Below are 13605 nucleotides of genomic sequence, written 5' to 3' on the forward strand. Positions count from 1 at the left end.
CAGGGAGGGGTTTGCGCGCCGCCGCGCGACGGTGTGATTTCGCGGTTTCTACACCAGGATGCCTTTGGTTGACGGAACGGATTCCTCTCGCGGATCGATCTCGACTGCCTGGCGAAGGGATTTGCCCAGGGCCTTGAAGATGGCCTCGGCCACGTGGTGGTTGTTGGTGCCGAAGGGGACGGTGACCTGCAGGTTCATCTTGGCGTTGGCCGCAAGGGCACGCAGAAACTCCTCGACCAGTTCGACGTCGAAGTCGCCGATTTTGGAGCCCCGGTACTTGGCATTGTACACCACGGCCGTGCGGCCGGAGAGGTCGACGGCCACGATGGCCTGCGACTCCTCCATCGGGGCGATGAAAAAGCCGTAACGGCGGATGCCTTTCTTGTCGCCGACCGCCTGGGCGAGCGCCTGCCCGAGGCAGATGCCCACGTCCTCGACGGTGTGGTGGTAATCAACGTGCAGGTCGCCGCTGGCCTTGACCGACAGATCGAACAAGCCGTGCCGGCCGATGTGGTTGAGCATGTGATCGAAGAAGCCGATGCCGGTCTCCGCGACAACGCGGCCGGTGCCGTCGAGATCGATGGCGACTTCGATCCGGGTTTCCTTGGTTGAGCGATGCACCACTGCTTTTCGCCCGCAAAAGGGGACAGGATCCTTTTGCCGCGAGGCGGTCTTTCGGGTGCTATGCACAAAAGGGTCCTGTCCCCTTTTTCGCTGCGGCACCCTTTTGCCTTGTCCTGCCGGCTTAGACGCTTTCCTGCTCACGAGACCAACTCCTTGAGAGCGGCGATGAGGATATCATTTTGTTCGGGCGTGCCGACGGTGATGCGCAAACGGTCATCGATGCCCGGGCTGTTGAAGTATCGGACGAGGATTCCGCGAGCCTTGAGCGATTCGTACAGCCGAGCCGCGCTCGGCCTGGTGGGGCGGGCGAAGAGGAAGTTCGACTTGCTGGGCAAGCATGAGATGCCGAGTTTCTCGAGTTCCGCCGCCAGGCGTTGTCGTTCGTTGATCACGCGTCGCCGTGTCAGGCGGTAGTAATCCTGGTCGGCCAGAGCGGCCGATGCCGCGGCGATGGCGACAGCGTCCACGTTGTAGCTGTCCTTGACCTTGACCAGGCCGGCGATAAGTTCCGGGTGGCCGACGGCAAAACCGAATCGCAGGCCGGCCAGCGAGTAACCCTTGGATAACGTTCGCATGACCAGCACGTTTGGGCGTGTTTTGGCCAGTTCCATGCAGTTGGCATCGGCGAAATCGACGTATGCCTCGTCGACGCAGAGAACGCCGCGCAAAGCATCGGCCAGTCGGGCTACCTCGTCCACGGGAACGAAAGTGCCCGTGGGGGCGTTGGGATTGGCCAGGTAGGTGACGGCTCCGCGGGCCTCGACAAGGGCCTCGAACGGAAGGGAGTAGTCTACCCCCCAGGGAACCTCGCGGATGATGGAAGCCTGGATCTGTCCGAGGACGCCGTACAGGGTATACGTGGGCACGGGGTAGACGAGCGCCGCCTCCGGTCCGCTGAAGGCCCGGCAGGTCAGATTGAGAATGTCATCCATCCCGTTGCCGCAGAGGATGTGGTCGGGGGTTACGTCGAAGATTCTTGCCGCCATTTCGCGAAAGGGCTTGCCCAGAGGATGCGGATATCGCCGCAACTGCTCCGGCTTGATGTTCGCGATAGCCTCCATCACCTTTGGCGAGGGAGGGTAGGGATTTTCGTTGGTGTTGAGCTTGACGACGGAGAGGCTGTCCGGCTGCTCGCCGGGGGTGTAGCCTTCCATCGCTTCTATTTCAGGTCGAAAGTAACTCATACATCAGCACTCAGCTATCCGCCTTCAGCAGTAAGCGATCGGATTCCGGTAAGCTCTGTCAGGTCGCGATCAACTTTCATGGAGAGCCCGGTTATTCTACTCGGCACGAATCGTGGCCGAACGGGCGTGGGCCTCCAGATTCTCGGCACGGCCGATCAGATCGATTGCCGGCGCATCCCGTCGTATTCCCTCGGCAGTATATTCGATCATGCTGTTGGTTCGCAGGAAGCTCAGCGAGGAGAGCCCGCTCCAAAACCTTGCCGTGCCGCCCGTGGGCAGGGTATGGGACGGTCCGGCCACGTAGTCGCCGGCTGATTCCGGCGAGAAGTGGCCCAGGAAGACGGCTCCGGCGGCGTTGATACGATCGGCGAGGTCTCGCGGGTTGGCCGTCTCGATCTGCAGGTGCTCCGGTGCCATCTGATCGGCCATCTCAGCCGCTTCATCCATGTTGCGGACGATGACGATGGCGCCGAGTTCTTCAAGGCACTTCGCGGCCGCGTTTGCGGTGGGGAGGGCGGCCAGTTGGCGATCGAGTTCCGTCAGGACCTTATCCAACAGGCTTTCGTCGTCGGTCAGCAGAATCGCCGAGCCCGGGTTGTGCTCGGCCTGGGCAAGCATGTCGGCTGCGACAAAGGCCGGTCGCGCGGTACGGTCGGCGATGATTAATACTTCGGTGGTCGCAGCGAACATATCGATGTCGACCAGGCCGTAGAGATATCGCTTTGCCAGTTGCACGTACATGCCTCCGGGGCCGACGATCTTGTCGACTCGCGGAACCTGCCGGGTTCCGAGTGCCAGCGCGGCGATGGCCTGGGCCCCGCCCATGCGGTAGACCTCGGTGATGCCGAGTTGGCCGCAGACGGCCAGGATCGTGGGGTGGATGTCGCCGTTGTGACGGGGAGGCGCGACGACGGCTATTTCCTTGACGCCGGCGACTTGTGCGGGCAGGGCACTGTGGATGACGGAAGACAGCAGGGGGGCTGCGGCGCCCGGAACACATACGCCCACGCGGCGCAGCGGTCGTACCCGCAGGGAAAGCGTAAGCCCGTCGGTCTGAATCGGCGACGGCTCGCGCAACAGGATTGACTGTTGGAATTGCCGAACGGCCTCGATCGCTTTCTGGATTGCCGCCCGCAGGGCGGGTGACGTCGTCGCCTGAGCACGGGCGATCCGTTCGGGCGGAACGCGTACCTGATCGGGCGGGACGGTAGCATGGTCGACGCGGGCGGTGATCTCGCTTACGGCATCGTCGCCGCGACGGCGAACTTCGGCGATGATATCGCGGACGGTTTTTGTCTGGGGCGGCTCATCGAGGATCAAGTGGTCTAACAGCAACGACTGCCGCATCGTTGCCAGGTCAGCCATTGCCGTGGGATCGGTCGTTCTGATGACGCGGATTCTGGGCATCTTGACGCTCGTTCTGCCTAACAAGGGCTTGCCCGAGCCCGGGCTTACCCCAAAGTATGCGATTATAAGAGCATGGGCTGGGTCTGGCCAGTTTCGTCAAGTGAGGCACACGGGAGCGAGCCAGCCAAATGGCAGAATCGATGAACGGATGGCAGGGCGCCCATGCACGAGGGTGGATGTCGGTGCTGTTGGCAGGGTGGGCCCCGCGTCCGGGAGTTGGAGTGACGACGGAAACGGAGGTTCTCTTTCAGCCTCTTGGGTCAAACCCGGCGGCTCAGCAGCCAGTAGCCCAGGTTGAAGTAGAAGAGAAGGGTTGCGATGTCGGCGGATGCCAGGACGATGGGTCCGGCGGCCACTTTGGGGTCGATCCTCATCTTGTGAATGGCGGTCGGAACGGCCACGCCCAGGAAGCAAGCGGTGATAATGGAAAGGCAGATGCCGCCGCCGATGGCGATGGCCGGCATGGGCTGACCCCGCCAGATCCAAGCGGTGAGGCCGATGATGCCGCCGCAGCCGAGTCCCAGCATGGCGGAGGTCGTGAATTCCTTTCGGGCCGAGGCAAGGATCTGTCCCCAGCCGGTCTGGCGCCCCAGCAGGCTCTGGAGCGTGATGGTCATGGACTGCATGCTGACGCTCTCGCCGAGGGCCAGGACAACGGTGAGAAACATAGCCAGAAGCACCACCTGACTGAGCAGCAACTCGAAGCGGCCGGCGATGAAGGCGCAGATGACGCCGCTGGCCATATTGCAGAGCAGCCAGGGAAAGCGGTCGCGAAAGCTTCTCCAGGATGAGACGCGGCGGCCCAGGGCGACGTGTACGCCGATCAACTGGAAGGCGCTGTCCATTTGCTGCTGGGCGCTGGTCAGCACTTCGTCGGTGAACTGGCTGAGATCGATGACGCCCTGGAGGCGATTGTCGGCATCGACCACGGGCAGCGCCAGAAAGCGGTGGTTCAGCAGCATTTCACAGGCTTCGAGCACGGAGCTGGAAGTCTGAGCCGACATGACGGGGGAGACCATGATGGATTCGATGGTCGCGCCCGGGTCGCTGCCCAGCAGTCGGCGCACCGGTACTACTCCGACCAGGCGGTCGTTCTTGTCGAGCACGTACAGGTAGACGATCTTATCGGAGATATTCATCCGGCGGATGGCGCGTACCGCATCGGCGGCGGTCTGGTTTTCGCGCAGTGTGACCATATCGGCGTGAATATGAGCGGTGATCGGATCAGCCAGATTATCCGCACCGATTTTCGTTCTCATGGATGTTTCCTGCCGGGACGAATTCGCGCGGGCCTGGTGCACCGGGCCAGGTCAAACGGCCGCGTGGCCGACATTATGGGCGTTTTGGCGTTGCAGGCAAATGGAGAAGGTCCGAGCCGACCTCATTCGGCGCAGCCGGGATCGGCCGGAATCTCCGGTCCGCTGAGGCAGCGGCGGAAGATGGCGACATCGTCGGCGTCGACATCGCCGTCGCCGTCGAGTCGCGCGCCGGCGCACTGCGGCGCGTTCTGTGCGACGCCCGGACCGCTGAGACAGGCCTGGAACCGACCGAAGTCCTCCTGGTCGACGTCCAGATCGACGTCGAGGTCGCCAGGGACCGGTTTGACGCGCAGTCGGACGTCGAGGACGACAGGCGAGTTGAACGCGAGGGGGTCGCGGACTTCGATGGTCGCCTGGTAGTCTCCCGGCACCAACCCCTCGACGTGGTAGGTGACGCTGACATCGTCAGGTTCGCCGGTGCTGCTGCCGGATGTCGGCTCGACGGTGATCCAGGCCGTTTGGGTGACGATTTGGTAGTTCAAGGTTCCGCCGCCCCCGTTCCGCACGGTGAAGTGATCGGTCGGGGGGTTGACGCTCCATACGGTGGCCGGTGCAAAGCCGGCGGGCTCGACGATGATATAGGGGCCGATTCCGGTGATCGGTTTGGTGATCAGGGCGTCGGTTCGCCAGGTGTTGTTGTACCAGTCGTAGCCGATGCCGGTCAGTTGCGTATCTCTGATCCGCACCACGGAGAAGGCCTGGTTTCCGTGCACGACTTTGCAGTCGGATGTGACCAGGTAATCGTAGCCTCGCCATCGGCCTACCCGCGGGTAGTGTTCATGACCGTGACACATGAGGATGATGTTGTGTCCCTGCACGGCGTTGAAGAACCGGTCCCATTGGGCGTGGGGCGGGTCGCGCGGGGTATAGTGGCAGAAGATGACGACCGGCTGCTGAGCGGGGACGCCGGTCATGTGTTGTTCGAGAAACGGCAGGGCCGAAGAGTGGAAGGGCGTATCGCCGCTGGTCCAGCCGTCAAGGCCGATGAAATGGACGCCCTGATGGTCGAAGCTGTAGGAGGTGTTGCCGTGCCGGCCGGTGATGGCGGCGCGGATCTGGGTGGCACCCGGTTCGTTGTAGGAATCATGGTTGCCGGTGATCTCGTAGATCGGCATCGTGAACCAGCGGTTGATGCATGAGATGAAGTCGTCGTCGGTCATTCCGTCATTGTCCTGGTACTGCGCGAAAGCGGTGTTCTCGGTGATGTCTCCGGTGACCAGGACAAAGCGGATCTGGCCGACCGTGCCGCCGATCTGAGATGGGTAGGGCTTGCCGGCGAGGGAGGCGATGTCTTCAGCCGAGTTATCGCGATAACCGCCGCCGTCGTTGGCTCCGAAGTGGGTGTCGGACCAGACGGCGAACGTGAAGTCGACGGCGTGGGCCTGGTTGCCCCCGACGGTTGCCAGCAGAACGGCACAACCCCATATCCGGCGATTCATGACGGTCGGGCTCACGGATTTGCGGTGCCACGCGGGCTCTTGGCGCGAACCTCGCAGGAAGCGCCTCTTCGACTCTACCGTTCATGTTACGAGAGTCGGGCCGGATGGACAAGCGTTTTTTGGGCGGCCTGACGCTTGTCGTTCACATTATTGAGCCGGCCTTGGCACGTGCGACCCCCACTGTCCGACAGCAGGACGAGATGCGAAGGCGTTTGGCCGGATTCTGGCACATTTCAGGAGCCGGCATTAGCATCTGCGGTATCAGGCGTTTGGAGCATGCTCATGACCGGCAAGGAACGGATGCTTTGTGCTTTGAATCGCGGCAAGCCGGATCGGTTGCCGGTGTCGGTTCACCAATGGCAGCCCTATCATCTGGATACCTACCTGGGCGGGATCAGCGCCCTGGAGGCGTTTCGCAGGTTCGGCATGGACGCCCAGATTCAGTATTTCCAACTGATGGGGCAGTTCTGGCTGGTGGACGCCGACTTCGCCAGGTTCTCGGAACAGCAGTGGGTGGACGAGGTCAAGGTGATCAGCGATGACCCGGACAACCGCATCGCCCATCACACGATCACGACGCCGGAAGGCACGATGACCTATAAGACGGCCGGGGACCGCAAGACGACCTGGATCACCGAGTATCTCATCAAGCACGACGAAGACGTCGACCTGATCCGCAAGTACATGCCGGTGCCGGCGCTTGATCCCAAACCGATCAGCGAGGCGTACGACGAAGTCGGCGACGACGGGATTCTTCGCGGCTTCGTGTGGGGCGACCAGGCGGGGTGCTGGCAACACGCCTGCTGCCTGATGGACGTGAGCGAGCTGATCTATCGCTGCGTGGACCAGCCGGACTGGGTGCATACGCTGCTGCGAGTTCTGCTGGACAAGAAGATGCGGTTTATCGAGTCGATGAAGGGGGCGAAGTTCGACCTTGTTGAGACGGGCGGCGGGGCGGGCTCGTCGACGCTGATTTCGCCGAAGCTGCACGAGGAGTTCTGTCTTCCGTACGATCGCAAGATGCACGACGCTTTGCATGACCTGGGGTTCAAGATCACCTATCACACGTGCGGGGGCACGCTGGGCATCGAGGAGATGATCGTGGCCAACGGCTGCGACGCTTCGGAGACCCTCGCGCCGCCCAGCGTCGGCGGCAACCAGGAGCCGTGGGAGTTCAGGAGAAAGGTGGGCAACCGCCTGGCGCTGATCGGGGGCGTGGATCAGTTCAACACGCTTACCACCGGCAGCCGGGAGACCATTCGGGAGGCGGTTCACAAGCTGTTCGAGACGGTGGGGCGCGACGGTGGATACATCTGTTCGCTCAGCGATCATTTTTTTGACACGCCGCCGGAGAAGCTGCAGGTTTTTGCGGATGCGGCCCGCCAATGTGTTTACTGAGAGAGCAGGCTGGTTCGAAAGGGGATTCCGCCGACTGGGCTGTGGTCAGGGGGTACCCTGGACGCGGCAGAGGATGTAGGGGATCCCTTCGTGGTCTTTTTCTTCGGCGACGGTGATGAGGCCTCTGTTCTGCAGCGAGGCGGCGAGCCTGGCCTGCTTGTCGGCCAGGAGAAGGTATGCGGGGGGCGGCGGCAGGGGCTCGCCGATGTCCCAGGATCCGCGGACCGGGCGATCGAGGTACCAGAACAACGAGCTGTACTCGTCCTGTGAGTCCACGTACACGGTCTCGTTCGGCGCTACGTGTTCGGCAAACCGTGCGGCGATGGCCCGCAGCGAGTTGCTGTACGCGCGGCGCGGCTCGACCACGCCGACGTAGATAAGCCAATAGATGCAGCCTGCGACGACCATCCAGAGCACGGGGTTGGCCGTCGCCTTAAGCCGGCGTTTTTCCTTGAGGAACGCGGCCATGGGGATCCGGTGCGACTCGGCATGGATTCCGGCCAAGACGGCCAGCGGCGTCATCAGCGGGAGATAGTAACGGGTGTTGTCAACCGGCGAGAGGACGAACAAGGCCGCGCCGGCGAGCAGGAAACACCAGGCTGCGATGCGAAGCCTGGTTGTCGTGGGGTCGGGCTTTTCCGGGGATTGTGGGGCCAATCGCAGGAGCAGCAGGGCCGATCCGGGCAGGTAGGCGGCGAACATCACGGCGGGTTTGAGCAGAGTCTGCAGCAGCATCGCGGGCTTCCATCGCGTGCCGCGAAAGAGGATCTCCACGAGGTGCTGGTAGAAGATGAGGGCTCCACCTTCGCGATAGGCCAGCAGACCGTAGATTGCCGCCGCCAGGATGAACATCGCCACCGAAGCAAGGTGTTGCCAACGCAGGAGAAGTCGAATCCGTCCAAGAGCAACGGAGGCGGTCAGCAGGCCGGCGGCGTAGATCGCTATTGCAGGGAGGCCCTTGGCCAGGAAACCGAAGAGCAGGCCGACGCCGGCGAGTATCCACCACCCCAGGCTCGATTCGTCCTTGGCGAGGTTGCGAATTGCCGCGAGGATGGCCACGCCGACGCCGAGAGCCATGGGCATCTCGAAACCGATGGTGCGGGCCTGCTCCAAGAAGAGGCAGGACGTGGCTGCCGCCAAGCCGCTGACCAGGCCGCATCGGGGGGACAGGAAGCGTCCCATGAAGAGGCAGATCGCCAAGCCCAGCAGCAGGCCGCAGATTGCCGTCGGCAGGCGCAGTGAGAGCTCCGACCAGCCCCACGTCGAGCCGGCGATTGCGGTCAACCAGTAGGCCAGCCCAGGTTTGAACGCATAGACCTCGTCGTACAAGTGCGGAACGAACCAGCCGCCGTTCTCAACCATCCGTTTGGCACCCAGGGCAATGATCGGCTCCATCCGGATCAGATCGGTGCCGCCCAGGTGGACGAGAACAAGGGGGGTCGCCAGAGCCAGATAGATGAGCATCGACCCGGATCGCGATGAAGTCATCGAGACTGCTTTGGAAGGCTGCACGGACTCTTCTGTTTTGTTGTGTACCGTAGCCGAAACCTCCTAAGGGCACGAATCGCCACGACTCGGCGCTTGCGGATGGTGAAGACGCCGCGTTTTTGGCGGTCCAAGTGCTTTCCCCGCGTCGGGCCGCCGGAACACGGGCGGCCTTGCGTACTTCTACCAGGAACGATGGTCTTGCACAACAGGCAAGGACGCTGCGGCGAAGATCAGGGTTTGCAGCAGTTTGGGCGATGATAGCGATCCGCGGTCGAGTCGGTTGTGCAACGGGTACAAAGCGCCGGCTCGTCGAGGGAGCCGTTGCTCTGCTATCATGAGTCGGTTCAATAACGCGCCTGGAGCCTGGTCTGATGTCGGCTGACATGCCAATCATGCGAGAGCCCGAACTGCTGGCGCCGGCGGGCGATGACGAATGCCTGCGTGCCGCGGTGGCCAACGGTGCCGACGCCGTATACTTCGGGTTGGAGGACTTCAATGCCCGTCGCCGGGCTGCGAACTTCACGCTGGCTCGCTTGCCCGAGGTGATGGGTTATCTGCACGATCGCAACGTGCGGGGGTACGTCGCCTTCAACACGTTGATCTTCTCAGAGGAGCTGGAGCGGGCCGCCGGCTTTGTTGCCGGTATCGCCGAAGCCGGAGCGGACGCGGTGATCGTTCAGGATCTGGGTCTGTTGAAGCTCATCCGGTCGATGGCGCCGACACTGCCCATTCATGCGTCCACTCAAATGACCCAGACACACGCCGCGGGCATCGAGTTGCTGGGTGGGATGGGCGTGCGGCGGGTCATCCTTGCCCGCGAATTGTCCATTGACGAGATCGCGAAGATCGCGCGCTCCACGACCGTGGAGTTGGAGGTTTTTGTTCACGGGGCCATGTGCATCTCGTACAGCGGTCAGTGTCTGGCCAGCGGGTCGCTATGGGGTCGAAGCGCCAACCGCGGCGTTTGCGCACAAGCCTGCCGGTTGCCGTATCGCCTGGTTGTTGACGGCCAAGCCGTCGAGTCGGGCGGCCGGGCATACCTGCTCAGCGCGAAGGATCTGGCGGCGTGGGATTTGATTCCGCAATTGCTGGCCGTGGGGGTCAGCGGATTCAAGATCGAAGGCCGTTTGAAAGGTCCGCACTATGTCGCGGCGGCCACGAGTGCCTATCGTCAGGCAATTGATGCGGCGAAGGCCGGAAAGAGGTTCAGCCTTGGCCCTGAGCGAGAGGCGATGTTGTCGCAGAGTTTCTCGCGAGGCTTCACCCTCGGTTTTCTCGACGGTGACCGGCATCAAGACCTGGTGGACGGTCGATTCCCCAATAATCGAGGAGTCGATGTCGGCAGGGTGGTCGGCAGAACGAGGCGGGGGGTGTTGGTTGAGTTGCGGCCCGAGATGAATGACGTGCCTCTGAAGCCGGGCGACGGCGTGCTTTTTGATGCCGGGCTGCCTGGAGCGGATCAGCAGGGCGGGCGGATATACGCGGTTGAGAAGGCAGATCGGTCAGATTCACCAGTAGGGCGTCGGGCGACCCGAGTGGAACTGCGGTTCGGTCAGGGGGACGTGAACCTCGCGGCTGTGGCGATCGGGAGCGTGGTGTGGAAAACGGACGACCCGGCCGTCCGACGTGAGCTGGAGAAAACGTACGTCAGGGTCGATCCCGTCCGCCGTGCGCCTTTGACGGTTCGGGCCTGGATTTCGCCGCAGCGTCATTTGCAGATCGAGCTGGAAGATGACCATGGCCGCGTGGCCCGAGTGGAATCGGAGGCACCTCTGGCGGAGGCCAGACGTCATCCGATGAGCGCTACGCTTCTGAGGGCGCATTTCAGCCGGATGGGGGATACGCCATTCGAGCCGGCGTCGGTCCAACTGTTGCACGAAGGTGTTGCGGTCGAGAGTCTGCCGTTCATGGCTCCCAAGAGCGTGTTGAACCGGCTGCGCCGTGAGGGGGTGAGGCTGTTGCTTGAGCGGCGGGCCGCCGAGTCTCGCCACGAGATTGGCGACCCGAACGTGCTGAGGGCGATTCGCGAGCAGATACGTGATCGGTTCCGCGACGAAACCGGCGATTCCGGGGTGGCGAGGCCGGTTCTATGCATTCTGATTCGGGAATTGGGGCAATTGGGTGCCGTTCTGGAGTGGCGTGCCGAGGCCGGGGCGGGTCGGTTGTCGGTCGTGTACGCGGACCTCGTTGACAACGCCGAGTGTGCAAGAGCAGTCGAACGATGCCGTGCGGCGGGGGTGCCCGTGGGTTTAGCGACGCCGCGGATCTGCAAACCAGGAGAAGAATCGCTGGTGACCGGTTTGGCGGACCTCGGCCCGGACATAGTTCTGGTGCGGAATCTGGCGGCGCTTCAGCTGCTGCGACAGTATGCTCCTGGTGTGCCGTTGGTTGCCGACCACTCGCTGAATGCGGCCAACGAGATGACGGCCGCAGCATTACGGGAGATTGGCGTTGTTCGGGTGACGGCTTGCTATGATCTGGACGCTGCTCAGATGATTCCGTTTGCCGCGGCGTGGTCGGTGCTGAATCTGGAGATCGTCGTTCATCGGCACGTTCCGATGTTCCACATGGCTCATTGTCTTGCGGCGCGACTTTCAAAGGCAAACGACTGCCGGCAATGCGGTCGTCCGTGCCGGCTGCACCGACTCGAGTTGCGGGATCGGCTCGGCGTCGATCATCCGGTACTGGTCGATCGGGCGGGTCGTACGACGGTTTACAACGGTCGCGTTCAGTCGGCAGGAGATCTTTCGGGGAAGCTTCGGGCGTTGCCCGTCAGGCACTGGCGGCTGGAGCTGCTTCTCGAAGACCGAGGGGCTGCCCATAGGCTTATTGAGACCTTTGCCGGCCGGATGGAATGACGGGAGAAGCTCAGACGGCCAGAATCCCGATAGCGAAGTCAATTCGTCCGTGTTCCGTGCTCGGTTTTCAGTCTTCTCCTGTGGTGATCACGGATCACTACCCGCATTTCCGTCTGTTCCGTGACTTGTCCTCTCACGAGCTGCGTGCGCGAGTTCGACGCGGGATCGTGACAGGCGATTTCGGCGGTGTTATAGTCCGCGGCGATGAGTGCCGACCGGTCCTGTCATTCTGAGTCATCGAGCGGAAGACGAGTTGTGTCATGCCCGGCCGTTCGCGTCGGGTTTCTGGAGCGCCTCGGTCTGCACCGGCCGGAACTGCGGGCCTGGGCGATGTACGACTGGGCGAACTCGGCGTTTGTGACCACGATCATGACCGCCGTGTTTCCGATCTACTATTCGAGCGTGGCCGGGGCGCATCTGACGCCGGAAGCCTCGCAGATGCGGTTCACGCTTTCGACGACGATCGGCTTGAGTCTCATTGCGGTGATGGCGCCGCTGCTCGGGGCAATGACCGATTTCCTGCCGGTCAAGAAGCAACTGATCAAGGCTTTTCTGGGCATCGGGCTGGTTTCGACGGCTGCGATGTACTTTGTCGGCTACAACGATCTTCTCTTGGCATCGTTGCTGTTTGTTGTGGCCAACATCGCGGTGAACGGGAGTTTCGTCTTTTACGACGCTTTGCTGCCGCATATTGCCGGGAAGGACGAAATGGACCGAGTGTCGAGCGCCGGCTATGCCCTCGGCTATGTCGGCGGGGGGGTGTTGCTGGCGATCCAACTGGTGTGGATTGATCCGAGTATCGTGGGCCTTCCTGCGCGGCAGCCTGGGACACCTGAGGAGGGGACGTGGCCCACGCGGGTGGCGTTCCTTTCGGTGGCGGTGTGGTGGCTTCTTTTTTCGATCCCGCTGTTTCGGCGCGTGCCCGAGCCGCCGGTTCGCTTGCATGCGGACGGTCGCGGAACGGGTGATTTAGTCAAGGCATCGCTGTTGCAGCTTTGGGCCACGCTGCGGGATCTGCGAGGGTTCAAAGATGCTTTTGTGATGCTGCTGGCCTTTCTGATCTACAACGACGGCATCGGGACCATTTACCGGCTGGCCACGATTTACGGGGAGGGACTTCATTTCGATCGCACGATCATGATCGCGGCGATCATGATCACGCAGTTTGTGGGCGTGCCGTTCGCATTCCTGTTCGGCAGTCTGGCCGGGCGAATCGGCAGCCGGCCGTGCATCTTTTTGACACTCGTTGTCTACACGTTCATCAGCATCGGCGGGTATTTCATGACCACGTCGGTGCATTTCCTGCTGCTGGCGCTGGGTGTTGGGATGGTGCAGGGGGGGGCGCAGGCGCTGAGTCGGTCCTTGTTTGCGAGCATGATTCCGCGGCACAAGTCGGGGCAGTTTTTCGGCCTGTTCGCGGTGATGGAGAAGTTCGCGGGGATCATGGGGCCGGCGGTTTGGACGGTCATGCTGGCAGCCGGCGTTTCCGGTCGCACGCCCATCCTGTCGGTCATCGGTTTCTTTGCGGTGGGCGGTATCCTGCTATCACTTGTGAACGTCGAACGCGGGCGGCAGGCGGCCCGGGCGGCGGAGGAGCAGGCGGTGGGGGGCGGCTGAGTCTGGTTCCCGGCCGTCGGCAGGGAGATGTTGCGGTCACGAACAGATCCCGTCGGCGGGGCGATAAAGCCTTTCCGCTACGTGAGATAGGGCGATTTCCACCGCGTGTAGGGGAGGGAACGAAGCCGCCTCGGGTCCAACTTCCGGCATCGGGGCGTGTCTGTCTGGGTGAGGGAAACCGGGCGTCAGCGCCATGGCGTCAAGGAGCGAATCAGCGATGAAAGGAATGATACGAGCGACAGCGGCGGTTCTTCTGCTGGGTTCGGCGGCC

Annotated in this window: 9 protein-coding genes; 3 read left to right on the forward strand and 6 right to left on the reverse strand. The window is 62.5% G+C overall.

Annotated features, from left to right (window positions below; translation table 11 throughout):
- Positions 1-48 precede the first annotated feature (48 nt).
- From hisB to PLL20_06725, 5 genes are all read right to left on the reverse strand, one after another.
- Entirely contained in the window at positions 49-621 is a 573-nt protein-coding gene (hisB, locus tag PLL20_06705) for an imidazoleglycerol-phosphate dehydratase HisB (protein HPD29666.1), read from the reverse strand.
- 140 nt (positions 622-761) lie between these two features.
- Positions 762-1808 carry a histidinol-phosphate transaminase gene (gene hisC / locus PLL20_06710; protein HPD29667.1) on the reverse strand — a complete coding sequence of 349 codons (1047 nt, stop codon included), beginning with the start codon at positions 1806-1808 and terminating at the stop codon, positions 762-764.
- A gap of 96 nt (positions 1809-1904) precedes the next feature.
- On the reverse strand, positions 1905-3215 hold the full coding sequence (hisD, locus tag PLL20_06715; protein HPD29668.1) for a histidinol dehydrogenase: 1311 nt from the start codon (positions 3213-3215) through the stop codon (positions 1905-1907).
- 260 nt (positions 3216-3475) lie between these two features.
- Complete coding sequence (locus PLL20_06720; GenBank protein HPD29669.1) at positions 3476-4474, reverse strand: CBS domain-containing protein; 999 nt, start codon at positions 4472-4474, stop codon at positions 3476-3478.
- A gap of 122 nt (positions 4475-4596) precedes the next feature.
- The gene (locus tag PLL20_06725) at positions 4597-5973 is read right to left on the reverse strand and encodes a metallophosphoesterase (GenBank protein HPD29670.1); all 1377 of its coding nucleotides are present in this window, start codon (positions 5971-5973) and stop codon (positions 4597-4599) included.
- A 282-nt stretch (positions 5974-6255) separates the two neighbouring features.
- Between PLL20_06725 and PLL20_06730 the strand changes: the two genes are divergently transcribed.
- Positions 6256-7371, forward strand: coding sequence for a uroporphyrinogen decarboxylase family protein (locus PLL20_06730; protein ID HPD29671.1), 1116 nt, complete (start codon positions 6256-6258; stop codon positions 7369-7371).
- Between the two features lie 45 nt (positions 7372-7416).
- On the opposite strand, the gene PLL20_06735 is transcribed toward PLL20_06730, so the two are convergent.
- Positions 7417-8859, reverse strand: coding sequence for a glycosyltransferase family 39 protein (locus PLL20_06735; protein ID HPD29672.1), 1443 nt, complete (start codon positions 8857-8859; stop codon positions 7417-7419).
- Positions 8860-9230: 371 nt separating this feature from the next.
- On the opposite strand from PLL20_06735, the gene PLL20_06740 reads away from it, so the two are divergent.
- Entirely contained in the window at positions 9231-11717 is a 2487-nt protein-coding gene (locus PLL20_06740; protein HPD29673.1) for a U32 family peptidase, read from the forward strand.
- A 255-nt stretch (positions 11718-11972) separates the two neighbouring features.
- Entirely contained in the window at positions 11973-13334 is a 1362-nt protein-coding gene (locus PLL20_06745; protein HPD29674.1) for an MFS transporter, read from the forward strand.
- Positions 13335-13605 lie beyond the last annotated feature (271 nt).

It is taken from the genome of Phycisphaerae bacterium (assembly GCA_035384605.1).
In the GTDB taxonomy this organism is placed as follows: Bacteria; Planctomycetota; Phycisphaerae; order UBA1845; family PWPN01; genus JAUCQB01.